Raw genomic sequence first — 23,607 nt, forward strand, 5'->3', positions numbered from 1 at the left:
TCTGATTGGCTGTGCGATGTTCCGCGAAGAAAAGCATAGAGGAGTTCGCAATGGCGTGGTCGGCAAACCAGTATCTGAAGTTCGAGGACGAGCGCACCCGCCCTGCCCGCGACCTGCTGGCGCAGGTTCCGCTGGAGCGGATCACTGCCGGTTACGATCTAGGCTGCGGGCCTGCCAACTCCACCGAGCTTCTGGCCGACCGCTTCGGCGTCAACGTCATTACCGGTGTGGATGCGGATGCGGATATGCTGGAGAAGGCGCGTCTTCGACTGCCGAATACGGAGTTCATCAAAGCCGATCTGTCGTCGTGGAAACCTGCCGCAAAGGCGGACTTGCTTTATGCGAATGCCGTGTTTCAATGGCTGCCGAACCATCTGGACGTGCTTGTGCAACTGATGGATCACCTGAAGCCGGGCGGCGTTTTGGCTGTGCAGATGCCGGATAATCTGGATGAGTCTTCGCACCGCTCGATGCGTGAGACGGCGGAGGCCGGGCCCTGGAAGCAGAGGTTCGCGGAGGCTGGACCGCAACGCAAGAAGCTGCCCTCGCCTGAAGAATACATCGACAGGCTTACGCCGAAATCATCGCGCGTCGATGTGTGGCACAGCATTTACAATCACCCCATGCAGAATGCGCAAGCCATCGTTGAATGGGTAAAAGGAACCGGGCTTCGCCCATTTCTGGATATTGCGGGAAGCGAGCATAGGGAGGCGTTTCTTGCCGATTATCTCCAGCGCATCGAAGCCGCTTACCCGCCACTTGCGGACGGGCGGCGGCTGTTGAGATTTCCGCGGTTGTTTGTCGTGGCGGTGAAGAAGTAGGTTTGGGAGGCGGCGAAGATAATCGACTTTCGGATTTCAACGCCCGTTGGGACACGCGTTGACTGCGCTCGCTATAGGGTGGAGATCGTGCATCCCACACCACCGTCATACAGGACTTGATCCGGTATCCAGTCAGACCAAGTCCTTGGTCTGAAAGACTCTGTTGACGCGCAGACGCGCGTCTGCTGGACCCCGCATCAAGTGCGGGGTGACGGGTGGGGGAACTGTTCTCGCCCCAAACTACCCTCGCAGTCTAAACCGGACGGCAAAGGGTCGGGCATCGGGCATCACCCTCACTTCCCCTCATTCATGAAACGCATAAACACGCAGGCGGTGGCCGTCTGGGTCGGTTGCGGTGAAGGTGTAGCCGAAGTCCATCAGTGTTGGTTTTTGCAGGATTGGCAGGCCCTTGGCGCTCCATTCCTCGTGGCAGGTGTCGACATCCGCGTCGCCGTCCACCTGAAACACCATCTCCGTACCGCTGCCCGTGGCCGAGACGGCAGGCTCTGCCGTGTGGCGGGACCAGAGGCCGAGTTTCATTCCGCTTTGCAGAATGAACATGGCGAAGGTATCCGATAGTTCCACCGGTTCTGCGCCAAGCAATTTGCCGTAGAAATCTGCGCTGATGCGTGGGTTTTCGACGAAAAGCACGGTGAAGTTAGGGTGTTTCATGGCTGGTCTCCTTTGTTGATGGGAAGACCCTAGCTGCCCCTACTGTCAGTTTGTGTCAGTATCCTTGCTGCGCGCCGTCATCATCTCACGCCAGCCTTTCAGCAGCACCTGCCGCCGCTTGGGGTAACGCGCACCCAGTGGCGTGAAGGTGTTGATGCGATCTGCGCGGAAGCTTCGGTAATCCTGCCGCAGCTCGCACCATGCCAGAACAACGCGCACCTGATCGAAAAAGGCCAGCGCAAAGGGCCAGATGGTACGGCTGCTGCTGCGGCCATTTTCGTCGCAATAGTCGATTTCGGTTCTGGATTGGCTACGAATGGCGGCGCGGATGGTCGCAAGGTCTATATGCGGCAGTTCTACCACCTTTCCCGGGCCAATGAGAAGCGTGGAGTTTTCCAGTTCCTCTGCCAATTCTTCCGGCAGAACGGCGGCGATCTTGGACAGCGCCGCGCGCGCTGAAGCCGCCATAGGTCCATCCGCACGCCCGGCCACCCAGCGTGAGCCAAGCACCAGCGCTTCTATCTCGGCTTCCGAAAACATCAGCGGGGGCAACAGATAACCGGGCCGCAGCACATAACCCACGCCCGCCTCGCCTTCTATATTGGCGCCCTGCGCCTGAAGCGTCGCGATATCGCGATAAAGCGTGCGCAGGCTGACGCCGGTTTTTTCCGCCAGATACACGCCGCTGACGGGGCTGCGGTGGTTGCGCAGCAATTGTAAAAGATCGAGCAGGCGTTGCGAGCGGGACAATCACTTCTCCGGGCCGTGGAAGCTGGCGGTTAACGGGCACGCCGATATTCTCATAAGCCTGCCTGTCGCCATGTGCAAACACCCGCCGAAACGTGAGGGTATTGAATATAACGATTCATCTTGCATTAGTTATTTATAGCAACCGCTTTTCAATAGAAGCCGAATACACTCCCGAACTACTTAAGGCCTGGGGAAACACATGCGCAACATTTGGCAGGATAAAGCGGGTAATTTCGGCGTTCTTACCGCGCTTCTCATTGTTCCTTTATTTGGAGCGGCAGGTGTGGCGCTGGATATCAGCCAGGCCATGGCCGTGAAGGAAGACCTGCAGCAGGCGGCGGACGCCGCAGCGCTTGCCGCCGTTGCCAAGATGTCTCCACAGGTGGAGGCCGCACGCAAGATGGCTGGCGATGGCACGATAGAGCTTCCCGAAGGAGAAGCCTTCAACTTCTTCAGCAGCGACAAGGTGGGCCGCGACGACTTCGATGTGGATAATGCCACGGTTTCCGTCGTGAAGAAGGGCAACGCCGTACTATCGTCAGTGCAGTTCAAAGCCACCGTCAAGACCACGCTCACCGCTCTGCTCGGTAAGGAATTCGTGACGGTCAGCGGCCAGGCGACAGCCAAGTACGAGACCGAAATGTACAGCGATTTCTATCTGTTGCTGGACAATACGCCTTCCATGGGCGTGGGGGCAACGCCTTCTGACGTGAAGACGCTGGTCGACAACACCAAGGACAAATGCGCCTTTGCCTGTCACGTCGTTAAGGACGGCGTAGCGGACAAGAACAGCTATTATTACCTCGCCAAGAATCTCGGCGTTACCACACGCATCAACGTGGTGGCGCAGGCAACTGCTGCCCTGATGGACACCGCGACATCGCTGCGCAAGACAAGCAACCAGTACCGCATGGCCGTGTACACCTTCGGTGAAAAGGCGGAGGATGCCAAGGTTCTGGAAGTCGTGCCGCTGACCACGGATCTTGCCACGGCCAAGAAAAAAGCGGCCACGATCGACCTCATGTCCATTCCCTATCAGGGCTATAACAACGACCAGCAGACAGACATCGACGGCGCGCTGACGCAGGTCGGCGCCAAAATGGGCACTGCCGGAGACGGCACCAGCACCGCAACTCCGGACAAGGTGGTATTCTTCGTTTCCGATGGCGTGGGCGACAGCTACAAGCCTTCGACATGCACGAAGAAAAGCACGGGTGGCCGCTGTCAGGAGCCAATCGACACCAAGTTCTGCACGGCGCTGAAGCAGAAGGGCTATCGCATCGCGGTTCTCTACACCACCTATCTGCCCCTGCCGACAAATGCCTGGTACAACACCTGGATCAGCCCGTTCCAGTCCCAGATTTCCACCAGGATGCAGGAGTGCGCAACGCCCGGCCTGTTCTTCGAAGTCAGCCCGACGCAGGGCATTACCGACGCCATGGCCGCGCTCTTCAAGCGGGTGATTACGGCGCCGCGTTTGACCAGCTGATAGCTGTTCAGCATGATATAGAATGTCATGCAAAGGGCGAGTATGGCTTACATACTCGCCCTTTGCCTATGTATCACGCGGCAGCAAACGAACGGCGGGATGGATTGGCGGGCTTGTCGTCGCGCCACCATTCACCGCGCTTCCAGGGGCTGGATCGAAGCTGATCCGCACCAATTCGCACCTTCCTCAGTCAAAACTTATGCAACCGGCTTGAACCGAACGTGGTTCGACACACTTAATAAAAGGACCCTCCTGCCCCGCATCTGACGGGGCCAACTCCCACAAAACGGAGAAACACCATGCAGACAGTGAACGCCTATGGCGCAAACATCCCGGCTCTGGGCTTCGGCACCTTTCGTATGCCGGAAGATGATGTGCACCGCATTTTGCCGCAAGCCCTGAAGCTCGGCTTCCGGCATGTGGACACGGCGCAGGTCTATAAGAACGAAGCGGCGGTAGGTGACGCCATCGCCAGTTCCGGCGTCGCACGCGGCGATATCTTCCTGACGACCAAGGTCTGGGTCGACCAGTACAAGCACGGTGATTTCATCCGATCCGTCGATGAAAGCCTGAAGAAGCTGAAGACGGATTACGTGGATCTTCTTCTGCTGCACTGGCCGAAGAGTGACGTGCCACTGGCAGAGCGCATCGGCGCGCTCAACGAAGTGCGCAACGCGGGCAAGGTGCGCAATATCGGCATTTCCAACTTCAACGTTGCGCTGATGGATGAATCCGTAAAGCTCTCCGATGCGCCAATCGCCAACAACCAGATCGAGTATCACCCCTATCTCGACCAGACCAAAGTCATCGAAGCCGCCCGCAAACACGGCATCTCGATCACCGCTTACTACCTGATGGCGGACGGCAAGGTTCCGCATGACGAGGTGCTCAAAGACATCGGCTCCAAGCACGGCAAGACGGCCGCCCAGATCGCGCTGCGCTGGGCCGTGCAGCAGCCGGATATCATTGCCCTCTCCAAAACCGCGACTGAAAGCCGCCTGAGCGAGAACTTCGATATCTTCCATTTCGAGCTTTCGGAAGAGGAAATGAAGGCGGTCTTCGCGCTGGCGAAGAAGGATGGCCGGATTGTCAATCCGGGTCATCTGGCACCGGAATGGGATGATTGATTGATAAGGTCTTCTCCGTCACTTCAGGTTAATTCTTTGGCATGGTGACGGGCAGCAGAAAGCCACGACCAGCCCACCCGTTGGGCTGGTCTGTTTCCGATAATCGGCTGGCGCCCGCGCCTTCCGATGGGAACTTGTCGAAAACGACCGCAACGTCTCTGTTGCCGTCAAACCCGAATTCACCACCAACGACATGCAACTGATGATCAAGCTTGCCTGCGCCGGGGCGGGCATCACTTTTGGCATGGAAGAAACCTTCCGCCCGTTCATCGAAAGCGGCCAGCTCATCTCGATGCTGGAAGACTACTCTCCAACCTTCGCAGGCTTCTATCGATACTACCCCAGCCGTAGAAATCTGGCGCCGAAGCTCAGGGCATTCATCGATCATGTGAGATTGCCGAGGGGTGGGTGATCTGCCGGGACGGCGGCAGACCACCGTTATGGTTGGAATTACTTCCGCATCGAAACCAGCGAAAAATAAGCGCCATGCGGGTCCTGGCAATTGGCGATCCAGCTGTCGCCGGGGACTGGCATTGGTCCGTTGATGACCTTGCCGCCGCCGGTGCTGACGCGGGTGATCGCGTCTTCCAGGCCATCGACGTTGAAGTAGTACCCCCAATGGCAGACGGGGACTTGGGGTAGGCGTTTCATGATGCCGCCGATGTCTTTGCCGTCATGACCGGCATAGCCAAAAATGCGGTATGGGCCCATTTCCCCCATGTCGAAATCGCGGTTCTTTACCCAGCCGAAGACATCGCCATAGAAGGCCATCGCGCGGTCCACGTCATCCGTAAACAGCTCGTTCCAGCCGACATGGCCGTTCATATTTTGCGGTTCCTTCGGGAAGCTGCCGCTGCCATCCATCGGTCGTGGCGTCATGATGCAAAGGACGGCACCGGAGGGGTCTGTCACGACAGCCATGCGTCCCACGTCCGGAATATCGAATGGCAGGCGCATGATCTTGCCGCCCTTTTCTTCGAAAAGCCTGGCGGAACCATCCACATCGTCCACCGCCACATAGCGGGTCCAGTTTGGCGGAATGCCTTCGGCCTTATGCTCTTCCGTCAGTTCCATCATGCCGCCGACGCCAACGCCGTTTGCTTCGAAAATCTTGTAACCCATCTCCGGTGAGCCGAAATCCTTCAGTTCCCAGCCGACGACATGGGCGTAGAACCGGCCGGCATCGTCCTTATCCGGCGTCATCAATTCCGCCCATATGTATTTTCCGTGGGTCTCAGACATTGGTTCACTCCCTGTTGGCGGCATGGTTGCCCGTATTTTATTTTCAGTTCACGCGATGGAATTCTGAAGACATGAACTCCTTGAAACTGCCATCCGGCTGGCGGGCGCTGCTTGCGAAGGTACGGTGATTATCGTCGTGCAATGTAATGACATCATGATAGAGCGCCATTTCGCCGCTGCCATCGAAACTCGGGCCTTCGGCCTCGAGTACCAGCGTCTTGCCATCCGGCTCCATCCAGCCCTTATAGATCCACAGATTGCTCATCATCGAGCCTACCCAGGAACCGACGAACTGGTTTTTCTTGGGATCGAAACCGAGGGTCATAACTGCCGTCATCGGAGATTCATCCGGCATGCGGCCCCGGCTGTCGCCCACGATCCAGAGGCCGCCAATAGAGCGGATGGTTTCGCGGAAGCACTGGCTAGGGTCGTCAGCGTTATAATTGGCGTCGCTCGTAGTCGAGACCATTTTCCAATCGCCGACCATGCGGTGCAGAAAGGCGTGCTCATCCTGCGGCTTGGACCATTCCATTACCCGTCCTCCGTTAATGGCAGCAGCTCGTTGCTTTCGGTGCATCCTCATACTGATCGTGACGGCGCACCCAGTTCATGGTGCCTTCCTCGTTGCGACCTTTCGGTACGAGGTCGAGCATCATCAGCGTGGTCAGAGTTTGCTCCGCGCCGCGGGCATAGGTGGAGTAGGTATGGTAGATTCTGCCGTCCTCGCCCTTGGCGAAAAAGCTGGTGCCGTGCAGATCCTTCAGGTCGCCCATCGCAGGCATTTCAGTGTAGTTGTAGGTGATTGTGCCCGCGGCAACATCCTCATCGCGGAAGGATGCCTGATAGTCGTAGTTGAAATTGCTGCCTTCCGAAGAAACCCACGGAAACTTCCAGCCCATGCGGGATTTGTAGGCCTCGATCTTTTCCAACGGCGCGCGGGAGACCGCGACGAAAGCGGCATCGGCTGCCTTCAGGTGAACGATTGCGCCATCCAGATGATCCGCGAAGAATGAACAGCCAACGCAGCCCTCCTCCCAATCCGGCGCCAGCATGAAGTGATAGACGATCAGCTGGCTGCAATCTCCAAAGAGTTCGCTGAGAGATTTAGGACCGGAGGGACCATCGAAAATGTAATCCTCTGTCACCAGTTCCCAAGGCAGCGCCCGGCGCGCCTCGTTCAACCGGTCCCGCGCGCGGGTGAGTTCCTTTTCTCGTGTCAGAAGCTCTCGGCGGGCCTCCCACCATTCTTCACGGGATACGACGGTATTCTGCATGAAGTCCTCCTCCTGTCGCCCGCCCTCCCGGCGTAGCGACGATCATGGTACGATGTTCAGCAAATCCAGTCCCAAGCGAATGCGCTTGACTATTTACGTTGATATCAACATATATTGCTTATGTCAAACGCAGCCGTGATTCCTTTTTCGACGACCCTCCTTGTGCGCGATACATGCCTTTGCCTGCATGCCCAGCGCGCGGCGCGGGCGCTCGCCCGGCGGTTTGACAATGCGCTGAAGCCCGTCGGCCTGACGAATGGGCAATTTTCCCTGCTGATGTCGCTCAACCGCCCCGAGCCGCCACCCATGGGGCCGGTTGCGAACCTGCTCGCCATGGACCGCACCACACTGACGGCGGCGTTGAAGCCATTGGAAAAGCGTGGGCTTCTGGTGGTTGAACCGGACCCGAAGGACAAGCGCGGCAAACGCCTGCGGCTGACGGCGGAAGGGCTGACGATATTGGCTGCCGCGATGCCGATATGGACGGGGACGCATGCGGAGGTGGAAGCGCAGATTGGCAGCGGCGATGCGGAGCGGTTGCGGCGAGATTTGGTGGATTTGGGGTGAGTCTTTCCCTCTCACCCTCATTCCTGTGCTTGTCACAGGAATCCAGCCAGCCCAAGTCTTTGGGCTGAAAAGACTCTACCATCGTGCGGACGCACGATGACTGGATTCCTGTCACAAGGACAGGAATGAGGGCGGGTGGGGGTCATACTTTCACAAACCCCGCAATTCGCGGATCCTCCGCAAAATCCTCAATCGAAAATCCGATCCGCTGAAGCGGCACTTCGCACAGCGCTTGCACACCCACCTTTGATAAGCGAATGCGCCAACTCGCCCGCGCCACGGGCCGCTTCGCCTTGAAGCCGACCGGCGTCAGCAGCGCGATATTCATCCCGCCGTTCGGATCACGCACGGAGCGGTAAAGGATCGCATCGACACCAGCCTCCCGCGCTGTCTCGGCAAGCGACTGGCAGGGCTCGTAATCCGTCAGATGCGTCCAGCGGTTCTCATCTCGAACGAGATCGGGCCGCGTCAGGTCTATGGCGTGTTGCGTTTCGATGTCTGCGGCGAAGGCGGTGTATTCCGCCGGGTTGGCGGGCAGCGGCGTGTTTTTCGATTCCGCGTAAAACAGCAGGCGATAGAAGGCCATCTCGGCCAGCGCGGTTTCGACCCTCTCAGCCGCGTAATAGACGCCCTTGGTCAACCCGGCACGGCGGAAGCGGGAGCCGTGGGGATAGGCGGAGCCATAGCGAAACGGGGTTGCAAGAAGATAATCCAGCCCCACGCATTCAGGCGGAAAGCGTCGTTTGCTGCCTTCCAGAATATCTTCGAGCAGGGATTGTTCATCCACCGTGTCTACCAGCTTCATAGTCGAGACACGGTGCTGCGCCTCGACAAGACGCCACCACTGACCGGAAGTCGGGACGAGTTCAGATCGGAGCGCGTCTGGCGTCCAGATATGTGAGGACATCAAGCAATCCGGTAATGGAGGTCAGTTTTTCGGCGGGAACGGCCATCAGCGCTTCATTTTCATTGCGCAGCCATGCGCGCGCCACGGCCTCGTCTCCGCCCACGATAGCGTCAAGCGAGCGGAAAACGCGAATGAAGAGGACGGCGAGTTCGAAGGATTTGCTGCCCGGTTCCAGAATGAAATCCAGCCGCTTCATGCGCGATACGGTGGGTGCGGAAAGGCCTAGAATATCCGCCATACGTGCGGCGTTCAGGCCGAGGCGCTCTGCGGCGGCCATTGCAGCCTTGGTTACCACCCTGCCCTGCGCATGCGGGTCATCAACCGGTTTGATCTGGATATTCATCGTCATATCCTTTCCATGGAAAGAATATAGCATATTTCTTTCTTAAAACAAGAACGACCGGCTGAGGGCAACCGGTCGTTCTCGTGACGATAATCACGGGGACGAGATTACGTCAAAACCCAATTACTCAACGGAAACCGGGACTTCCGTGGAGGTGCGCAACGCGTGGGAGTAAGGGCAAACGATATGCGCCTTCTTCACCAGATCTTCTGCTGTGGCCTTTTCCAAGCCGGGGATGTTGACCTTCAGCGACACATCGATGCCGAAGCCGCCGCCATCTTCGCGCGGGCCAACGCCAACGCTTGCTGTCACAGTCGTATCATCAGGCAGCTTTACCTTTTCCTTGCCGGCAACGACGCGCAGGGCGCCGAGGAAGCAGGCGGAGTAGCCGGTTGCGAAAAGCTGTTCAGGGTTGGTGCCATGCGCGCCATTGCCGCCGAGTTCTTTCGGAACGGTCAGCGTTACGTCCAGTACGCCGTCTTCGGTCTTGGAATTGCCTTCGCGTCCGCCACCCGTTGCAGTTGCCTTGGTTGTGTAGAGAATTGGCATGTCAGTTACTCCCTTCGTTTGCGTTGACTATCATATATAGCACAATTTGATTGTGCGCAATATAATTTTGCACATTGAGATGTTTTTCGTTTTCCGCTATTAATTCCAGAAGATTGCATCGCCTGTGCATGGCGCAGGAACCGAGTGACGGGATAAAATGTTCCCTCTCCAACTGCATTTTGGAGCCCACGAAGATGGACGCCCCCACGATGGACGACAACACGATGGAAGGCCTTTTAAGGCTGGACCTGCAAATATGTTTCGCGCTCTACGGCGCATCCCACGCGTTCAACCGCGCATATAAGCCCCTCCTCGAACCGCTGGGCCTCACCTACCCGCAATATCTCGTCATGATGGCGCTGTGGGAAAAGGACACCGCCACAGTCAAGACGCTTGGCGAAATGCTGGGACTGGATTCCGGCACCCTCTCCCCCCTCCTCAAACGACTGGAACAGGCAGGGCTCATAACCCGCAAACGCGGTACCGTGGACGAGCGGCAGGTGATGATTACACTGACGTCCGATGGGGCTGAGTTGAAGAAGAGGGCTGTGAATGTGATGCGCTCGATTGGGGAAGCGACGGGATGCAGCCTTGAGGAACTGGGGCAGATGCGGGATCGACTGAATACGCTTAGGGATAATTTGGTGAAGGTGTAAGGATTGCGACTTTGATCGCCATTGGTCGAAGCGCTTATCCTCTCCAAATTTGCTCGCAAGACTCAAAATGTCTTGGCTAATTCTGAACCTCTCAGCCTTGTCCAAACCGACCGGATGTAATACTTATTGGTACAGCCGGTTATTTGGCTAAGGGAGGCACAAATGGCCCGGAACACCTCTATAACGCTCGGAGATCACTTCGCCAGCTTTATCAGGGACCAGGTGCAGACAGGTCGCTACGGCTCTACGAGTGACGTTGTCCGAGCAGGACTGCGGCTGCTGGAAGAGCATGAGGCCAAGGTGAAGTCCCTTCAAGACGCCCTGATCGCCGGGGAGCAGTCAGGGGAGCCACGAGCTTTCGACTTTGAGGCATTCAAGACTCGCAAGCGCGCAGAGTATGAGGGCCGATGAAGGCCCTTGCTCTCTCGCCTGCGGCAGAAGCGGACCTTGACCACATTTGGGAACACAGCGCCACGAATTGGGGGCTGGATCAGGCCGACCGCTATACCGATGAAATCCGGGATGCCTGCCTTGATCTGGCCGCTGGCGTCAGGCATGGCCGCCCGGTCGATGTACGCTCCGGCTATCTGAAATATAACACCGGCGCGCATATGATCTACTTCCGCGATCAAGGTGACAGGCTGGATATCGTTCGCATTTTGCATCAAAGACAGGACGTAATCTTTAACCTGCCCAAGTAGCTCGCGTAAAAATCAAGAATTGTGCGACACCGACTCACAAAGTCAGCGAATGATTATGACTCAAATAGGCTATTCGCAGATTTCACCATGCCGGGAATTAAAAAGAGATCGACTAGATACCAGCTCATTGCAGCGAAAAAGAAGACATCATCAATGAATGTTCCACGCAGCAAAAACGGTGATAATAACGCTCCGATGCCTAAGCAGAGTTGAATTTTTGCGGAACGATAAAATCCGAGATAAAACCGGTGAAACCCAAATATTCCGCCTCCGCCCAGTAAAAGCAAGAGATACGCGACCCAGGTTATTTTACGATCAGGAAGCTTCGTCCGGTAACGCTCGTCGCCAGTATCGGAGGCCGCGCCGCGTGGAATTTTGGGGATGTTGACCAATGATAAGCTCTCCAGGCATGTTTTAGCCGGAAGAATATCGCGTCAAAAAGAAAAATATCAACTAAAAATTGAATTTAAATGTAAAAGCCCAGGCAGTCTTCTCGTCTGCCTGGGCTTTAGGTTAATAAGGCTTACTGCCAAACAACCACACGAGCCTTGTTCGGCACGCGATCGTAAAGGTCGATGATGTCCTGGTTCATCAGGCGCACGCAACCGGAGGAGACGGCTTTGCCGATGGAGTTCCATTCCGGCGAGCCGTGCAGGCGGTAGAGAGTGTCCTGGCCGTTCTGGAAGATGTAGAGGGCGCGGGCGCCTAGCGGGTTTTTCAGGCCCGGCTGCATGCCGCCGTTCTTGGAGGAGAACTTGACGAGTTCCGGCTGGCGGGCAACCATTTCGTCTGGCGGGGTCCACTTTGGCCACTTCTGACGCCACTGGATGACGCCCTCGCCCGACCATGCGAAGCCTTCGCGGCCAATGCCGACGCCGTAGCGCATGGCGGAACCGCCCGGCTCGACCACGTAGAGGAAGCGCGAACGCGTATCGACAACCACCGTGCCGGGGCGTTCGCCCGTCGGGTCCACGACGCGCTGGCGATAAAAGCGGCGGTCGATTTTCTGGTAGGGAACCGCCGGGATGACGAAGCCGCCATCTTCGACCGTGCCATACATGACAGCCAGTTCGGCATCTGAAATGCCGCCTGCGAACATGGAGCGGACATCGCCCGCAAAGTTGCTTGCAAGGCTGCCCGGCTGAACGCTGTTATAAGGCCGGACGCCGGAAGAAGCGCAGCCCGCCAAAAGCGATGCAGAGGAGAGGCCAAGAAGGGAAAGGAAAGTACGTCTGGAAAGATCTGTGTCGGTGCTCATCATAAGGCCGGTTTTCTCACATCGGAAGCGACTGGGGCGGGCTGCTTTGCGAAAGCTTGCAGAACCTGCCTTTCAATCTCGCTGTACGTCGTTTGTTCCACGAGTAGATCACGTATTGGTATAGTCGTTAAAACATACTGAATGCCAGTTGCAGCATTGCAACATTAGCATCCCCAAAACGCTTTCCCCGGCCTTAGTGATCAGATAACCACAATGGGGGCGCCCTGCGGTACGCGTTCGTAAAGATCGATCACGTCCTGATTGAGCATGCGCACGCAGCCCGAAGACGTGGCTTTTCCGACGGACTGCCAGTCGGGCGTTCCGTGAACGCGGTACAGCGTGTCTTTACCGTCCTTGAAAATGTAAAGAGCCCGCGCGCCGAGCGGGTTGTTAAGACCGGGAACCATGCCGCCATTGGCGGCGGAAATCGAAGCCAGCTCCGGTTGTCGGGCCACCATCTCATCCGGCGGCGTCCAGCGTGGCCACTTGGCCTTCCATTGAATCTTGCCCTTGCCTGCCCATGCATAACCCGCGCGACCAAGGCCGACACCGTAACGAACGGCCTTTCCGTCCGATTGAACCAGATAAAGGAAATGCTGCTTGGTATCGACGACGATGGTGCCGGGCGCTTCCGCCGTCTGGTAGCTTACTTCCTGGCGAAGATAGCGCGGGTCGATGCGGCTGTAAGGAATGGCGGGCAGAGTGTGACCATCATCCGAGACGACATCATACATGGCGCGGTGCAGTGGATTGGAAACCGGCAGGCCGTAACCCACCGTGCGGTCCGTATAGGCTGGTGACAATGCCGGTGCAGGGCGTGCCGTTGTCGGCGGGCCGTAGAGCTGCTGGAATTGCGAGCGGAACAGATCCGGCGGGCGGCTGTTGATGGAGCCGGGCGTTGGCGGCAGCGGCGGGCGCGGAATGGAGCCGACATTATTATAATTGAAGACCGGAGCCGTTTCCTGCACGAAGACATCTGCATTCATGCGGCTGGTATCCGTCACGAAAAGGCAGCCGCTCAAAAGCGGTGACAGCGCCAGAATGCAGGCAAATCGGCGGAAAGTCTTCAAGGCAAAAAGTGTCATCGGACCGCTTCATAGAGATATCAATGACGGCACAATGGCAAGCGCGGCTGGCGCGAGGCTGGATAATCGGTGCGTTTTGGAAAAGACAGCCGCAAAGGCGCGGCTGCTCGGCGTCAGGTAAATTCGTTGAAGAATTTGATACTCTCGCCCACAGCGCCCGGAACTACGCCATTATGCGTGCCGGGAAGCAGCTCATGCGCGATTCTCGTGCCCGTGGCGCGTACGCGTTCCACAAGCAGGTGGTGATCCGCATCGAAAGGCCGTTCCTCCATGCCACGCAGCAAAAGCGTCGGGCATTTCAGGCTTGGGCCGAAGCAGACCGAGGAACGCATGATGAATTCCTGCGGGTTCGACTCATCGAAGCAGAGCTCATCAGTATAGCGGTTGAAATAGCGCCACGAATTCACGCCCGCCGAAATGGGTACCGCCGCACGGAACTGTCTCGTCATCGAGGCCAGCAGAGACAGCGTGCCGCCATTGGAGTGGCCCGCGACGAAGAAGCGATTCCTGTCTATGCCCGGCTGATTCTCCAGATAGGTGGCGGCGGCAAGCGCGTCGGAGGTTTCATCGTAAAAGCCGGAATAATTGCCCTTCTGTCCGTTTTCCCCACGGAAGGACGGCAGCATGACGACGAAGCCTGCATCCCAATAGGGCTTCATCATGGCCCAATGGCCATCGCCAGTTGCGTTGCCGCCATGGAGGAACAGAACGGCGGGCCTCAGCTTCTTCTCGTCCGGCACATATTCGGAAAGCCACGCAACGAGTTCGATGGAGCCGTTCGGACCGCCCGGATAAGTGACGCGACGTGCGCCGGGAGGTGTGCCCAGAGGGCCGGATTTTTCAGGCGCTGAAATCTTCTTCAGCAGATGGGTGTGGAAGCGCAGGCGCGCCTTGGCATAATCCTCCCGCTCAAGCGGCAGGGTTGGCGGCAGGTCGATTTCCGAATGGGCGGCGACCGGCAGCATGGTGGCGAGACCGAGACCTACCGTGCCCGCAAGGAAGCTGCGGCGCGTGGGCTGGAGAAGATTTATGTCGGCGGAGCGCTTGTCAGTCATTGACGAGATACCTGGATCAGCGTTGCACAATTGAATTTCAGCACTTGAAAATCATCTTGTCTACTCAATGTTTTGCGACTTCCCATATATATTCACGCTTCGCGCGCATCGATCATGCTCACCAGTGTGGACAGCCTGTCGGCTTCCGAGGGCAGCTTGTCCGCGCGCAGGCGGGCTATTCTTGGAAAGCGCATGGCCACGCCGGATTTATGGCGGGCGGAACGGTTTATGCCCTCAAAAGCCACTTCCAGAACGAAGCCGAATTGCGGCGTGGCGCGAACTGCCCTCACCGGACCGAAGCGCTCTACCGTGTTATCGCGCACGAACTTGTCCAGCACTTCAAGCTCCGCATCGGTAAAGCCGAAATAGGCCTTGCCCACTGGCACCAGCTGCTCGCCATCTTCCCCTTCCGACCAGACGCCGAAGGTGAAATCCGAATAATAGCTGGAACGTTTGCCGTGGCCGCGCTGGGCATACATCATCACCGCGTCGATATTGAAGGGATCGCGCTTCCACTTGAACCACGGCCCCTTGGCGCGGCCTGCCTGATAGATACTGTCCTTGCGCTTGATCATCACGCCTTCGATAACCGGATCGGGCGGCGCCTTGCGCAGATCGTCCAGCTCCTGCCAGCTTGAGAAGGGCACGATGGGCGAAAGATCGAAACGATCATGCGGGGCTTTTTCGATCAGCTCGGTCAGGCCTTTCCGCCGTTCCAGATAGGTCTTGGCGCGGATATCCTCATCGCCTTTGAACAGAAGATCATAGGCGCGGATGAAAGCGGGATAATCCTCCATCATCCTGCCTGTCACTGTTTTGCGGTTCAGGCGCTGCTGCAAATCGGAGAAGGTTCGGGTCGAACTGTTGGAACGCGCCGTGCCGCCAATCAGAAGCTCACCATCGATAACGCCATCGAAATTGGCGGCCTCAAGAATATCCGGGAATGCGCCGGAAATATCGTCGCCGGAACGGGAGTAGAGTTTGCGCGTATCGCCGGAGCGGGATAGCTGCACGCGGATGCCATCCCATTTCCACTCGGCAGCGAAATCCTGCGGATCGAGATTTTCCAGATCGTTATCGCCAACGGGCGTGGATAGCATGACAGAGTGGAAGATGGCGGGCGTGGCCAGAACCGGGCGGTCGGACTTGCCTTCCAGCCAGGCGAAAAGCGGCTCATAGGGCGGCGTTAGGCCATGCCACAACGTCTCAATCTCGGTGATATCCTTGCCTGCGAAATCCGCCAGAGCCTGCCGCGCCAGCCGCGCCGAAACGCCGATGCGCAGGCCGCCGGTGACGAGTTTGAGGAAGGCGAAGCGTGATGAGGTATCGAGCCGGTTCATCAGATCGCGAACGGCGGCGCGGACTTCGGTTTTGCCCAGCGCATTGATCTGGTGCACGACTTCGCCGAGGCCCGGATCATCCGTTGGCTGATCGGCATTCTGGCTGGTATCCCAGACCAGCGAAATCGTCTCGGCCAGATCGCCCACATAATCATAGGAATAGCGAAACAGCACCTCGTCCATACGCTCCAGAACGAGTTCGCGCAGCATGGCGGGCTTGACGCTTTTGAGGTCCAGCGTGCCTGCGATGGCGGCGAGACCGTAGCCCCGGTCCGGATCAGGCGTGTCGCGGAAATAGTCCGTGAGGAGTTTGAGTTTGCCGTTGCGGGAGGGGGTTAGGACAAGGCGGTCCAGAAGGGTGGCGAAGGCTTTCATGGGTGGGCCTCCGGGGAGACGGCAAGGTCAGTTGGTGGGGCTATACCCTCCTCTGCCCTGCCGGGCATCTCCCCTACAAGGAGGGAGATTGGCAAGACGCGCCCGCATAACCCCAATCTCGACGTCTGATATGGGCGATAGATCGCTGCGATTCGATCTCCCCCCTTGTGGGGGAGATGTCCGGCAGGACAGAGGGGGGTAAGCCACGAATGTCGCACCATCAATCCCCCTCATCCTCATAACCCACCAAATGAAGCGGCCTAGCTGGAATGCCCTGCAATTCGCACCACCTCACCAATGCCTCCTCACGCCCATGCGTGACCCAAACCTGTGACGGTGCCACTTCCTTGATCGTTTCCAGCAGTTCCGGCCAGTCGCAGTGGTCTGAGATGACCAGCGGCAGTTCCACGCCGCCCTGTTTGGCGCGCTGGCGCACCATCATCCAGCCGGAGGCGAAGGCAATCAGTGGTTCGTTGAAGCGGCGCGCCCATTTTTCCTGAAATGCTGAAGGCGGGCCGACGACGATGGCGCCTTTGAACTGGGCTGAATTGCTTTTCTCCAGCGTTGCAGGGCGGATATCGCCAAGGTCGATGCCCTGTGAAACGTAGTAATCGCAGAGCTTCGCCAGCGCTCCATGGATATAGACCGGGCCGGAATAGCCGTTATCGCGCAGCAGCCGCAGCACGCGCTGCGCCTTGCCCAGCGAATATGCGCCAACCAGATGAGTGCGTTCGGGAAACTGCCTGATCGATGTCAGCAGCTTGGCGATTTCGCGGGAAGGCGCAGGGTGGTGAAAAACCGGAAGCCCGAATGTCGCTTCGGTGATGAAAACGTCGCAAGGCACGGGTTCGAAGGGCGCGCAGGTGGGATCGACACCGCGCTTGTAATCCCCGGACGCAACGATGCGCGTCCCATCATATTCGATGGAAATCTGGGCGGAGCCGAGGACATGGCCTGCGGGGTGAAAGCCGACCTTGACGCCGTTGACCTCGACAGTCTCGCCGAAATTGACGGCCTGCTCGCTCGTGGTGAAATCCTCACCATAGCGCAGGCGCATGATGTCCAGCGTCTGGCGGGTGGCGAGAACCCTCTCGTGCCCTGCCCTCGCATGGTCCGAATGGCCATGCGTTATCAGCGCCCGCGGCACCGGGCGGACCGGGTCCACATAGAAATCACCAACAGGGCAATAGAGGCCCTTCGGCGTGGGATTGAGCAATTTCTCTGGCTTCATGGGCGACATTTGCGTTTGAGCATCTGCATAAAACGCGCGCCGCCCCCGCGCGTTCCCTGCATCGTCCTAAAGCGTTTCAGGCATCACGCTTCCGCTACGGCGGGCTTCTCCTCCGCTGCCATGGGAAGCCGAACGTTCTTCAGCATGATGGCTGCGATGAGACCGATGACGGCGGTGGCGGCGGCAGCGAGGAAGAGCGGTGTGAACGCCCCGGCATAGAGGTTTGCGACAGCGCTCTGGGACGCTGCGGGGAGCTCCGCCAGCATCTTCGGCGTCAGCTCCTGGATCTTGCCGACGCCCGGAATATCCCCGCCGACACCCTTCAGATTGGAGGAAATCACCGCGCCATAGATGGAAATGGCAATCGCCGCGCCGCCCATGCGGGTCAGCGAAACCGCACCGCTGGCTGCGCCAACATCCGACTTGGAAGCGGAATTCTGCACGCCGATAATCGGCGCCTGCTGGCCAAGGCCAACGCCCATTCCCTGCAACAGCATCAACAGCGCGATGATGGGGAGCGGTGTGCCTGCGTGAACCTGCGAGAAGCAGACCATGGCGACAAGCGCAATCGACATGCTGATGACCGAGAACGGCTTATAGCTGCCGGTGATTGAAATCAGACGGCCTGCCGTCAGCGAGCCCATGACGATACCGCCGGTAACGGCGATGAAGAACAGGCCCGCCGAAGATGGCGACAGGCCCGTGGTGGTCTGCAGGAACAGCGCATAATAATTGACCATGCCGATACCGAGGCCGCCGGCGACCAGCGAGATGATCATGAGCAAGGGGAAGGTCGAATCCTTGAACAGGCGTAGCGGAACGATGGGCTCCGGCGCCCTCTTTTCCACCTGCACCCAGAGCGTGGCGGTAATGATGGCGAAAGCCACGATGGCAAGGCTCTGCCATGCAAAGAGCGAGCCGAACAGTTCCGAGCTATCTGCCCAGAGTACGACGCTGGAGATGGTAGCGGCGAGCAGAATGGCACCGATATAATCGATTTTCGGCTGACGATCCGGACGGCGGTAAGGCAGCAGGAAAGCAAGACCGGCAATGACGAGAATGCCGATGGGCAGGTTGATGAGGAAGATGGAACGCCAGCCGAAGAGATCGCTCATTGTGCCGCCAAGGATGGGCCCGACGCTGCCCGACGCCATGATGACGAGGCTGGAATAGCTCTGATAGCGCGCTCTTTCACGCGGTGCGAAAAGATCGGCATTGACCGAGAAGATCGACACCATGATGCCGCCGCCGCCAAGACCCTGAAGCACGCGGGCGGCAATCAGCGAGTTCATGGACCATGCCAGACCACAGGCCAGCGAGCCCAGCGTGAAGATGACGATGGCGGAAATCATCACATATTTGCGGCCAAAAAGATCGCCCAGCTTGCCATAGACGGGCATCACGGCGCTGGTGGCCAACAGATAGGCAGAGCCGATCCAGCCGAAGCGTTCCAGAGCGCCGAATTCACCGACAATCGTTGGCAATGCAGTGGAAACGATCTGGTTATCCAGCGTCGCCATGAACATGGCAAACATCAAAAAGAAGAAAACAACAAGCCTGCGTCTAGGATCCGCAACAAGGGGAGCCGCAGGCGTAACCGACATATCCATGGGAAGAGTCTCGCGCTTGACGCTTCAATTTATGTGCCTTTAGCATATATATGTCAATGGCATGTTTCGTGACATTCTGTTAAGGTGCCGTGAGACGACAACTTGGGGGAAGGAATGAACGATCAGCCACGCATTTCCGCACAGGAGCCAGATGTGCGAGAAGACAACGTGCTGGCCATCAGCCACACGATGACGCGGATGCGCATCATGATCGGTCGGCGTGTGATCGGTCGCATGGCCATCGCCAAGCTGGCGCCGGGGCTGGAGCTTTCGCATATCGATGTGCTGGACGTGGTGAAACGCGCAACCGGCGATGTGACCGTGGGCGCCATTGCCGACTCCATGCGGATCGATCCTTCACGCGGCAGCCGTGTCGTGGCGGAAATGGTTGGACGCGGGCTTTTGCAGCGAGAGGTTTCGCAGGAGGATGGAAGGCGCAGCATCATCGGCGTTACGCCCTTGGGCGAAAGCATTCTGGCGGAAATGCGCGACGCCAAGATCGGCATCATACGTGATGTCGTTGGCGACTGGGCGGAAGACGATATTGCCAGTTTCGCCCGCCTCTATGACCGCTTCGTGGACCGCTTCGAAAAGCGCCTCACTCCCGATGCCAACAGCCAGTGTGCCGCCGCAAGGGAGAGTGAGGCGAAGTAGGCGGGAGATGGACAGCCCCGCCTGTTCGTAAAATCAGAGTTGAGCTTTCGAGTGACGCGGTGTTTCCGCAATTCTGCTGACCCTGCCCTCACCCGTCACGCCCTTGGGCTTCCAGCGCTCCACCTGCCGTGCCGAGAGCAAAACGGCGATTGCAAAGCCCGCATAAACGGGCGAAGCCAGCGCATCCAGAACCATATTGTGATTGGTCATGTTGACCCCTCCATCGCTTCGATGAAGGCAGTCTAGCCGCGGCGAACGGACTGAACTTGACCGAGATCAAGCCGGTAGAAGGGCGATTTGACGCAGGCTGTGCTTTGATGTCGGCAAGATTTTCGACGCAGCAGGCCACAAAAATCATTCCCCGGCTCTCCGCCGCCGAGTTTCCAAACAGACTCTTAGATACCAGCGCCGCTGAGGTTCTGGTTTTCAAAAACGCGGATGCTGTTGCGACCGCTTTTCTTTGCCTGATACATGGCAGCATCGGCCTTTGCGAGAAGGCTTTCCGGTGTCTCGCCATCCGAAGGGTAGAAGGCCGTGCCGGAAGAACAGGTGACGCTGATCGAGCCGGTTTCCAGCGGAATCGGCTGGCCTGCAAGGCCACGTATTTCCTCCAGCCGCGCCAGAATACCCGCCTCGTCATGTCTTGGATTGCTGAAGATGATGGCGAATTCATCACCCCCCAGTCGCACGGCAATATCGGATGCGCGAATACAGCTGGAGATCCGCTCTGCCACGCAGCGCAGAACTTCGTCGCCGGTGGCGTGTCCATAGACATCGTTGATCTGCTTGAAATTATCGAGATCGATATAGGTGATCGCGACAAGGCGGCTCTCGCGCTTGGCCTCATGCAGCGCCCGGCGGAACTGGCTCCAGAACAGGTTGCGATTGGACAGGCCCGTCAGCGGATCGTGATGGGCCATGAAATGCACCCGGTCTTCGGCGCGGCGGCGGTCGATGGCGATACCGGCGATATTGGTCGCCATATCGATGATTTCCTTCTCCAGCTCCGAAGGCATCCGCACGGTTCCCGAATAAAGCGCGAAGGTGCCGAGCAGCACGCCGTTATTACCGGTAATCGGTGTGGACCAGCAGGAGCGAAGCCCGTGGCGCATCACGATCTCGACGAAATCTTCCCAGAGCGGATCCTGAAACGTATCGCTGACATAAACCGCCTCGCGCCGCCATGCAGCCGTTCCGCAGGAGCCGACTTTCGGGCCAACGGCAACGCCATCCACCAGCGAAACATAGCTTTCCGGCAGGGTTGGCGCAGCCCCGTGGCGCAGCCGCGCGGTCTTGTCATCCAAAAGAAGAACGGAACCCCGGACATTGTCCAGCAAGCGCTCCACCGTGCGGACCAGTGCATCCAGCACCGCTGGCAGCGGCTCGCCATGCACGATCATTTCCAGCAGGCTTGCATGGCTCTTGCGCAGCGTTTCCTGCCGTTTGGCAGCGGTAATATCGCGCGAAATGCCTGCAAGGCCAATGATAGCGCCCGCCTCGTCCCGCACGGGTATACGCGTGCCGGAATACCAGCGCACGCTACCCTCCGGCCCGACGACGCGCTGTTCCGCATTGTAAAGCCCCACGCCCTTGGCCATGATGCCCTGATCCATCTCATGTATGCGCCGCGCAGTCTCGCCGGAGGTGAGATCGAAGATCGATAGTCTGCGACCCTTTATGTAATCCTTGTCGTGCCCCAGACAGGCAAGGGCTGCCGCGTTCATATAGGTGTAGTATCCCTCACGGTCCTTGATGAAGACCATTTCAGGAATATTGTCCAACAGGTAAGTCAAACGACTGTCGAGTGTGTCAGAGACAAGTATGTCCAGCAAAGGATCTTGTACTCTGGACATGCGAATGCCCTGTTCCTCACGCATTGCGCAAGCGCCCCCAAAAAACACGGTCCCTATCCGCTATCGCCCAATCAGCGGAGCATTATCATCATTCTGGACAATTCAACTGCGCCCATAATGAAGCACATTTGCTTATGCTCAATTAATATATTCTACAACAGTCTCACTATCCGTAAATATATCCCGAATTGGGACTGTCTCGAAATTGCAACCTCAAATACATATTTCATTAGCATTCGGCAATTGAAAGCTACGCATAATTCAGAAAAAATCATCGAAAACCCCTTTCCTCAAGCCTTTCGTTTCTTGGCAAGCAAATCTAGTTTGCGTGCAGCATAGGAAGGGGCTTCGAGAATGCTGACAATTTATGGAGTATATCGTTCACGCGCCACACGCACGCTGTGGCTTGCTGGCGAACTGGGTATTGAATTCAAACATGTGCCAGTCATTCAGGCGCGCCGCGTGGCAGACCCGCTGGCAGTAGATGCGCCGCTCAACACGCTGACACCTTCCTATCTTGCCGTGAACCCCATGGGCACTATTCCCTGCATCGATGATGAGGGCATGGTTCTGTATGAATCCATGGCAATCAGCCTTTATCTTGCCCGCAAGCATGGCGGAGCGCTGGCGCCTGCCGATCTGGCGGAAGATGCGCATATGATGCAGTGGTCCTTCTTCGCGGCAACCGAGATCGAGGCGAATGCGCTGAAAATCTCGTCAACCTTTGCAGAAGGACTGGGAGACAGCGAAACCGGCAAGGCCGTGATCGAAGTGGCAGCCCGTATGTTGCGCCGCCCCTTCCGCGTGCTGGAACAGCACCTCTCGGACAAGGAGTATCTGGTTGGCGACCGCTTTACCGTGGCGGATATCAATGCTGCGGAAGTGGTTCGCTATGCCCACGCGCACGCCCCATTGTTCGACGCGCACCCTGCCGTCAAAGCATGGCTGGAACGCTGCCAGGCCCGCCCGGCATTCAAGGCCATGTGGGATGCCCGCACGGCAGAACCTGCCTGATATTTAAGAGAGGGCTGACGTCACTCTGATATCGCCGACATGGATGCCGTTCCAGTTCTTCATGGAGCGGTTTGCCATGGAGAGAAGCGCTGCCTGTTCGGCGCTGTCCTTTTCGAAGTAGCGCGCCAGAAGCGCTGCAATCATTGCTTCGGCGGCGCGCGTGGTGCCGTCCTCGCATTTTACCGCAATGGAAATGCCCTGCTCTGGCAGCACACCGACGAATACGCCTTCCGCGCCCGTCTTGGCGAAGATCTTGCCGGGTGCGATTTCCATCAGCTTCGTGCAGGTGCGGCCCGTGCCCGCAACATAGAATGGCTCCGCCATGCAGGCATCGATCAGGCGGCGCGAGGCCTTGGCGCGCACAGGCTCCAGTCCTTGACCTGTCGCCATCTTCGCAAAGCCATGCGCCAAAGCCTTCAGCGGCACTGCGTAAGTGGGGATGGAGCAGCCGTCCACGCCGCAATTATCCTGCGCAATCGCCGTGCCTGTCAGGCGTTCCATCGTGGTGCGGATTTCGCGCTGCAAGGGATGTTCGTAATTCACATATCCCTTCGTCTCGATGTCGTTATGGCAGCAGGCGCAGATGAAGCCGGAATGCTTGCCGGAGCAGTTGTTGTGCAGCGCGGTCGGCTTGTCCATCCCACGCGCCTGCTGGATCAACGCCTTCTGGTCCAGCGACCAGTGCGCGCCGCATTCCAGCGTCTCCACATCCTTGCCCGCCCGCGCCAGCATCGAGGCCGCCAATTCCACATGCGCATCTTCGCCCGAATGCGAGGCACAGGAAAGTGCAAGCTCGCGATTGCCGAAGCCATAGGCATCCGCGGCACCGCTTTCGACAAGAAACAGCGCCTGCATTGCCTTGCAGGCCGAACGCGGGAAGACGCCGCTTTCCACATCGCCAGCGGCAAACAGGGTCTTGCCATTTCCATCCACCACCACCGCCATGCCCTTATGGCGGCTTTCGACGAGATTTCCGCGCGTGACTTCTACGGTAACGGGGTTGTGCATGCTGCTGGCCTCAAAAAATTCGAAAT

General features: G+C 58.0%; 27 protein-coding genes and 1 pseudogene. 10 read left to right on the forward strand and 18 right to left on the reverse strand.

Annotation, left to right across the window (positions count from 1 at the left end; translation table 11 throughout):
• Positions 1-50 precede the first annotated feature (50 nt).
• A complete protein-coding gene (gene tam, locus CFBP5473_RS11305) occupies positions 51-821 on the forward strand; it encodes a trans-aconitate 2-methyltransferase (protein ID WP_027675620.1) in 771 nt (256 codons plus the stop codon).
• 303 nt (positions 822-1,124) lie between these two features.
• Here tam and CFBP5473_RS11310 read toward each other — a convergent pair whose 3' ends face one another.
• The gene (locus CFBP5473_RS11310; protein WP_027675621.1) at positions 1,125-1,493 is read right to left on the reverse strand and encodes a VOC family protein; all 369 of its coding nucleotides are present in this window, start codon (positions 1,491-1,493) and stop codon (positions 1,125-1,127) included.
• 45 nt (positions 1,494-1,538) lie between these two features.
• On the reverse strand, positions 1,539-2,243 hold the full coding sequence (locus tag CFBP5473_RS11315) for a helix-turn-helix transcriptional regulator (RefSeq protein ID WP_027675622.1): 705 nt from the start codon (positions 2,241-2,243) through the stop codon (positions 1,539-1,541).
• Between the two features lie 199 nt (positions 2,244-2,442).
• Here CFBP5473_RS11315 and CFBP5473_RS11320 point away from each other — a divergent pair, with 199 nt between their 5' ends.
• The 3 genes and pseudogenes from CFBP5473_RS11320 to CFBP5473_RS11330 all read left to right on the forward strand — a co-directional run.
• Positions 2,443-3,732 (forward strand): pilus assembly protein TadG-related protein, encoded by a 1,290-nt coding sequence (locus tag CFBP5473_RS11320; protein ID WP_027675623.1) that lies wholly within the window; start codon positions 2,443-2,445, stop codon positions 3,730-3,732.
• 299 nt (positions 3,733-4,031) lie between these two features.
• The gene (locus tag CFBP5473_RS11325) at positions 4,032-4,859 is read left to right on the forward strand and encodes an aldo/keto reductase (protein WP_027675624.1); all 828 of its coding nucleotides are present in this window, start codon (positions 4,032-4,034) and stop codon (positions 4,857-4,859) included.
• A 109-nt stretch (positions 4,860-4,968) separates the two neighbouring features.
• Positions 4,969-5,271 (forward strand): annotated as a pseudogene (locus CFBP5473_RS11330) (LysR substrate-binding domain-containing protein); the annotation flags it as partial.
• Between the two features lie 38 nt (positions 5,272-5,309).
• Here the strand turns inward: CFBP5473_RS11330 and CFBP5473_RS11335 are convergent.
• Genes CFBP5473_RS11335 through CFBP5473_RS11345 form a run of 3 tightly spaced genes read right to left on the reverse strand, consistent with a single transcriptional unit; the run spans position 5,310 to position 7,375 of the window.
• On the reverse strand, positions 5,310-6,101 hold the full coding sequence (locus tag CFBP5473_RS11335) for a VOC family protein (RefSeq protein ID WP_027675626.1): 792 nt from the start codon (positions 6,099-6,101) through the stop codon (positions 5,310-5,312).
• Between the two features lie 43 nt (positions 6,102-6,144).
• Positions 6,145-6,633 carry a DUF1579 domain-containing protein gene (locus tag CFBP5473_RS11340; RefSeq protein WP_027675627.1) on the reverse strand — a complete coding sequence of 163 codons (489 nt, stop codon included), beginning with the start codon at positions 6,631-6,633 and terminating at the stop codon, positions 6,145-6,147.
• A 13-nt stretch (positions 6,634-6,646) separates the two neighbouring features.
• Positions 6,647-7,375, reverse strand: a complete 729-nt coding sequence (locus tag CFBP5473_RS11345; RefSeq protein ID WP_027675628.1) for a DUF899 domain-containing protein — start codon at positions 7,373-7,375, stop codon at positions 6,647-6,649.
• Positions 7,376-7,495: 120 nt separating this feature from the next.
• On the opposite strand from CFBP5473_RS11345, the gene CFBP5473_RS11350 reads away from it, so the two are divergent.
• Positions 7,496-7,942, forward strand: coding sequence for a MarR family winged helix-turn-helix transcriptional regulator (locus CFBP5473_RS11350; protein ID WP_027675629.1), 447 nt, complete (start codon positions 7,496-7,498; stop codon positions 7,940-7,942).
• A 142-nt stretch (positions 7,943-8,084) separates the two neighbouring features.
• Here the strand turns inward: CFBP5473_RS11350 and CFBP5473_RS11360 are convergent, their stop codons facing one another.
• The 3 genes from CFBP5473_RS11360 to CFBP5473_RS11370 all read right to left on the reverse strand — a co-directional run bounded on the left by CFBP5473_RS11360 (position 8,085) and on the right by CFBP5473_RS11370 (position 9,741).
• On the reverse strand, positions 8,085-8,849 hold the full coding sequence (locus tag CFBP5473_RS11360) for an RES family NAD+ phosphorylase (RefSeq protein WP_027675630.1): 765 nt from the start codon (positions 8,847-8,849) through the stop codon (positions 8,085-8,087).
• Positions 8,809-9,192: an MbcA/ParS/Xre antitoxin family protein gene (locus CFBP5473_RS11365; RefSeq protein ID WP_027675631.1), complete on the reverse strand. Its 384-nt coding sequence runs from the start codon at positions 9,190-9,192 to the stop codon at positions 8,809-8,811. Before CFBP5473_RS11365 ends, CFBP5473_RS11360 begins: the two co-directional genes overlap by 41 nt.
• Before the next feature lie 123 nt (positions 9,193-9,315).
• Positions 9,316-9,741, reverse strand: a complete 426-nt coding sequence (locus tag CFBP5473_RS11370) for an organic hydroperoxide resistance protein (RefSeq protein WP_027675632.1) — start codon at positions 9,739-9,741, stop codon at positions 9,316-9,318.
• Between the two features lie 194 nt (positions 9,742-9,935).
• Here CFBP5473_RS11370 and CFBP5473_RS11375 point away from each other — a divergent pair, with 194 nt between their 5' ends.
• The 3 genes from CFBP5473_RS11375 (at position 9,936) to CFBP5473_RS11385 (ending at position 11,098) form a co-directional block, all read left to right on the forward strand.
• Positions 9,936-10,397 carry a MarR family winged helix-turn-helix transcriptional regulator gene (locus CFBP5473_RS11375; protein WP_027675633.1) on the forward strand — a complete coding sequence of 154 codons (462 nt, stop codon included), beginning with the start codon at positions 9,936-9,938 and terminating at the stop codon, positions 10,395-10,397.
• Between the two features lie 162 nt (positions 10,398-10,559).
• Positions 10,560-10,808, forward strand: a complete 249-nt coding sequence (locus tag CFBP5473_RS11380) for a type II toxin-antitoxin system ParD family antitoxin (protein ID WP_027675634.1) — start codon at positions 10,560-10,562, stop codon at positions 10,806-10,808.
• Positions 10,805-11,098 carry a type II toxin-antitoxin system RelE/ParE family toxin gene (locus tag CFBP5473_RS11385; protein ID WP_027675635.1) on the forward strand — a complete coding sequence of 98 codons (294 nt, stop codon included), beginning with the start codon at positions 10,805-10,807 and terminating at the stop codon, positions 11,096-11,098. Before CFBP5473_RS11380 ends, CFBP5473_RS11385 begins: the two co-directional genes overlap by 4 nt.
• A 53-nt stretch (positions 11,099-11,151) precedes the next feature.
• On the opposite strand, the gene CFBP5473_RS11390 is transcribed toward CFBP5473_RS11385, so the two are convergent.
• The 7 genes from CFBP5473_RS11390 to CFBP5473_RS11425 form a co-directional block, all read right to left on the reverse strand.
• A complete protein-coding gene (locus tag CFBP5473_RS11390) occupies positions 11,152-11,490 on the reverse strand; it encodes an NINE protein (protein WP_051441286.1) in 339 nt (112 codons plus the stop codon).
• A gap of 131 nt (positions 11,491-11,621) precedes the next feature.
• On the reverse strand, positions 11,622-12,359 hold the full coding sequence (locus CFBP5473_RS11395; RefSeq protein WP_084631661.1) for a L,D-transpeptidase: 738 nt from the start codon (positions 12,357-12,359) through the stop codon (positions 11,622-11,624).
• Between the two features lie 197 nt (positions 12,360-12,556).
• Positions 12,557-13,441, reverse strand: coding sequence for a L,D-transpeptidase (locus tag CFBP5473_RS11400; RefSeq protein ID WP_027675638.1), 885 nt, complete (start codon positions 13,439-13,441; stop codon positions 12,557-12,559).
• Positions 13,442-13,554: 113 nt separating this feature from the next.
• Positions 13,555-14,496, reverse strand: a complete 942-nt coding sequence (locus tag CFBP5473_RS11405; protein ID WP_027675639.1) for an alpha/beta hydrolase family protein — start codon at positions 14,494-14,496, stop codon at positions 13,555-13,557.
• A gap of 92 nt (positions 14,497-14,588) precedes the next feature.
• Positions 14,589-16,211 carry a cisplatin damage response ATP-dependent DNA ligase gene (locus CFBP5473_RS11410; RefSeq protein ID WP_027675640.1) on the reverse strand — a complete coding sequence of 541 codons (1,623 nt, stop codon included), beginning with the start codon at positions 16,209-16,211 and terminating at the stop codon, positions 14,589-14,591.
• A 220-nt stretch (positions 16,212-16,431) separates the two neighbouring features.
• Positions 16,432-17,442 (reverse strand): ligase-associated DNA damage response exonuclease, encoded by a 1,011-nt coding sequence (locus CFBP5473_RS11420; RefSeq protein ID WP_027675641.1) that lies wholly within the window; start codon positions 17,440-17,442, stop codon positions 16,432-16,434.
• 83 nt (positions 17,443-17,525) lie between these two features.
• Positions 17,526-19,052, reverse strand: a complete 1,527-nt coding sequence (locus CFBP5473_RS11425; RefSeq protein ID WP_027675642.1) for an MDR family MFS transporter — start codon at positions 19,050-19,052, stop codon at positions 17,526-17,528.
• Between the two features lie 114 nt (positions 19,053-19,166).
• Here CFBP5473_RS11425 and CFBP5473_RS11430 point away from each other — a divergent pair, with 114 nt between their 5' ends.
• On the forward strand, positions 19,167-19,706 hold the full coding sequence (locus CFBP5473_RS11430; protein ID WP_051441287.1) for a MarR family winged helix-turn-helix transcriptional regulator: 540 nt from the start codon (positions 19,167-19,169) through the stop codon (positions 19,704-19,706).
• Between the two features lie 33 nt (positions 19,707-19,739).
• Here CFBP5473_RS11430 and CFBP5473_RS25065 read toward each other — a convergent pair whose 3' ends face one another.
• Together CFBP5473_RS25065 and CFBP5473_RS11435 are read right to left on the reverse strand one after the other, a co-directional pair.
• A complete protein-coding gene (locus CFBP5473_RS25065; protein WP_157835801.1) occupies positions 19,740-19,916 on the reverse strand; it encodes a hypothetical protein in 177 nt (58 codons plus the stop codon).
• Between the two features lie 185 nt (positions 19,917-20,101).
• Positions 20,102-21,559 (reverse strand): sensor domain-containing protein, encoded by a 1,458-nt coding sequence (locus tag CFBP5473_RS11435; protein ID WP_169696887.1) that lies wholly within the window; start codon positions 21,557-21,559, stop codon positions 20,102-20,104.
• Between the two features lie 354 nt (positions 21,560-21,913).
• On the opposite strand from CFBP5473_RS11435, the gene CFBP5473_RS11440 reads away from it, so the two are divergent.
• Positions 21,914-22,573 carry a glutathione S-transferase family protein gene (locus CFBP5473_RS11440; RefSeq protein ID WP_027675643.1) on the forward strand — a complete coding sequence of 220 codons (660 nt, stop codon included), beginning with the start codon at positions 21,914-21,916 and terminating at the stop codon, positions 22,571-22,573.
• A 3-nt stretch (positions 22,574-22,576) separates the two neighbouring features.
• Here the strand turns inward: CFBP5473_RS11440 and CFBP5473_RS11445 are convergent, their stop codons facing one another.
• On the reverse strand, positions 22,577-23,581 hold the full coding sequence (locus CFBP5473_RS11445; RefSeq protein WP_027675644.1) for an asparaginase: 1,005 nt from the start codon (positions 23,579-23,581) through the stop codon (positions 22,577-22,579).
• Positions 23,582-23,607 lie beyond the last annotated feature (26 nt).

Source organism: Agrobacterium larrymoorei (assembly GCF_005145045.1).
GTDB lineage: Bacteria > Pseudomonadota > Alphaproteobacteria > Rhizobiales > Rhizobiaceae > Agrobacterium > Agrobacterium larrymoorei.

Coding starts and splice junctions, on each gene's coding strand:
- CFBP5473_RS11320 (WP_027675623.1), top strand. CDS start 2,443: ATGCGCAACATTTGGCAGGATAAAGCGGGTAATTTCGGCGTTCTTACC.
- CFBP5473_RS11370 (WP_027675632.1), bottom strand. CDS start 9,741: ATGCCAATTCTCTACACAACCAAGGCAACTGCAACGGGTGGCGGACGC.
- CFBP5473_RS11375 (WP_027675633.1), top strand. CDS start 9,936: ATGGACGCCCCCACGATGGACGACAACACGATGGAAGGCCTTTTAAGG.
- CFBP5473_RS25065 (WP_157835801.1), bottom strand. CDS start 19,916: ATGACCAATCACAATATGGTTCTGGATGCGCTGGCTTCGCCCGTTTAT.
- CFBP5473_RS11325 (WP_027675624.1), top strand. CDS start 4,032: ATGCAGACAGTGAACGCCTATGGCGCAAACATCCCGGCTCTGGGCTTC.
- CFBP5473_RS11335 (WP_027675626.1), bottom strand. CDS start 6,101: ATGTCTGAGACCCACGGAAAATACATATGGGCGGAATTGATGACGCCG.
- CFBP5473_RS11395 (WP_084631661.1), bottom strand. CDS start 12,359: ATGATGAGCACCGACACAGATCTTTCCAGACGTACTTTCCTTTCCCTT.
- CFBP5473_RS11440 (WP_027675643.1), top strand. CDS start 21,914: ATGCTGACAATTTATGGAGTATATCGTTCACGCGCCACACGCACGCTG.
- CFBP5473_RS11420 (WP_027675641.1), bottom strand. CDS start 17,442: ATGAAGCCAGAGAAATTGCTCAATCCCACGCCGAAGGGCCTCTATTGC.
- CFBP5473_RS11340 (WP_027675627.1), bottom strand. CDS start 6,633: ATGGAATGGTCCAAGCCGCAGGATGAGCACGCCTTTCTGCACCGCATG.
- CFBP5473_RS11345 (WP_027675628.1), bottom strand. CDS start 7,375: ATGCAGAATACCGTCGTATCCCGTGAAGAATGGTGGGAGGCCCGCCGA.
- CFBP5473_RS11310 (WP_027675621.1), bottom strand. CDS start 1,493: ATGAAACACCCTAACTTCACCGTGCTTTTCGTCGAAAACCCACGCATC.
- CFBP5473_RS11435 (WP_169696887.1), bottom strand. CDS start 21,559: ATGTCCAGAGTACAAGATCCTTTGCTGGACATACTTGTCTCTGACACA.
- CFBP5473_RS11405 (WP_027675639.1), bottom strand. CDS start 14,496: ATGACTGACAAGCGCTCCGCCGACATAAATCTTCTCCAGCCCACGCGC.
- CFBP5473_RS11380 (WP_027675634.1), top strand. CDS start 10,560: ATGGCCCGGAACACCTCTATAACGCTCGGAGATCACTTCGCCAGCTTT.
- CFBP5473_RS11385 (WP_027675635.1), top strand. CDS start 10,805: ATGAAGGCCCTTGCTCTCTCGCCTGCGGCAGAAGCGGACCTTGACCAC.
- CFBP5473_RS11425 (WP_027675642.1), bottom strand. CDS start 19,052: ATGGATATGTCGGTTACGCCTGCGGCTCCCCTTGTTGCGGATCCTAGA.
- CFBP5473_RS11365 (WP_027675631.1), bottom strand. CDS start 9,192: ATGAATATCCAGATCAAACCGGTTGATGACCCGCATGCGCAGGGCAGG.
- CFBP5473_RS11430 (WP_051441287.1), top strand. CDS start 19,167: ATGAACGATCAGCCACGCATTTCCGCACAGGAGCCAGATGTGCGAGAA.
- tam (WP_027675620.1), top strand. CDS start 51: ATGGCGTGGTCGGCAAACCAGTATCTGAAGTTCGAGGACGAGCGCACC.
- CFBP5473_RS11400 (WP_027675638.1), bottom strand. CDS start 13,441: ATGACACTTTTTGCCTTGAAGACTTTCCGCCGATTTGCCTGCATTCTG.
- CFBP5473_RS11350 (WP_027675629.1), top strand. CDS start 7,496: ATGTCAAACGCAGCCGTGATTCCTTTTTCGACGACCCTCCTTGTGCGC.
- CFBP5473_RS11445 (WP_027675644.1), bottom strand. CDS start 23,581: ATGCACAACCCCGTTACCGTAGAAGTCACGCGCGGAAATCTCGTCGAA.
- CFBP5473_RS11360 (WP_027675630.1), bottom strand. CDS start 8,849: ATGTCCTCACATATCTGGACGCCAGACGCGCTCCGATCTGAACTCGTC.
- CFBP5473_RS11410 (WP_027675640.1), bottom strand. CDS start 16,211: ATGAAAGCCTTCGCCACCCTTCTGGACCGCCTTGTCCTAACCCCCTCC.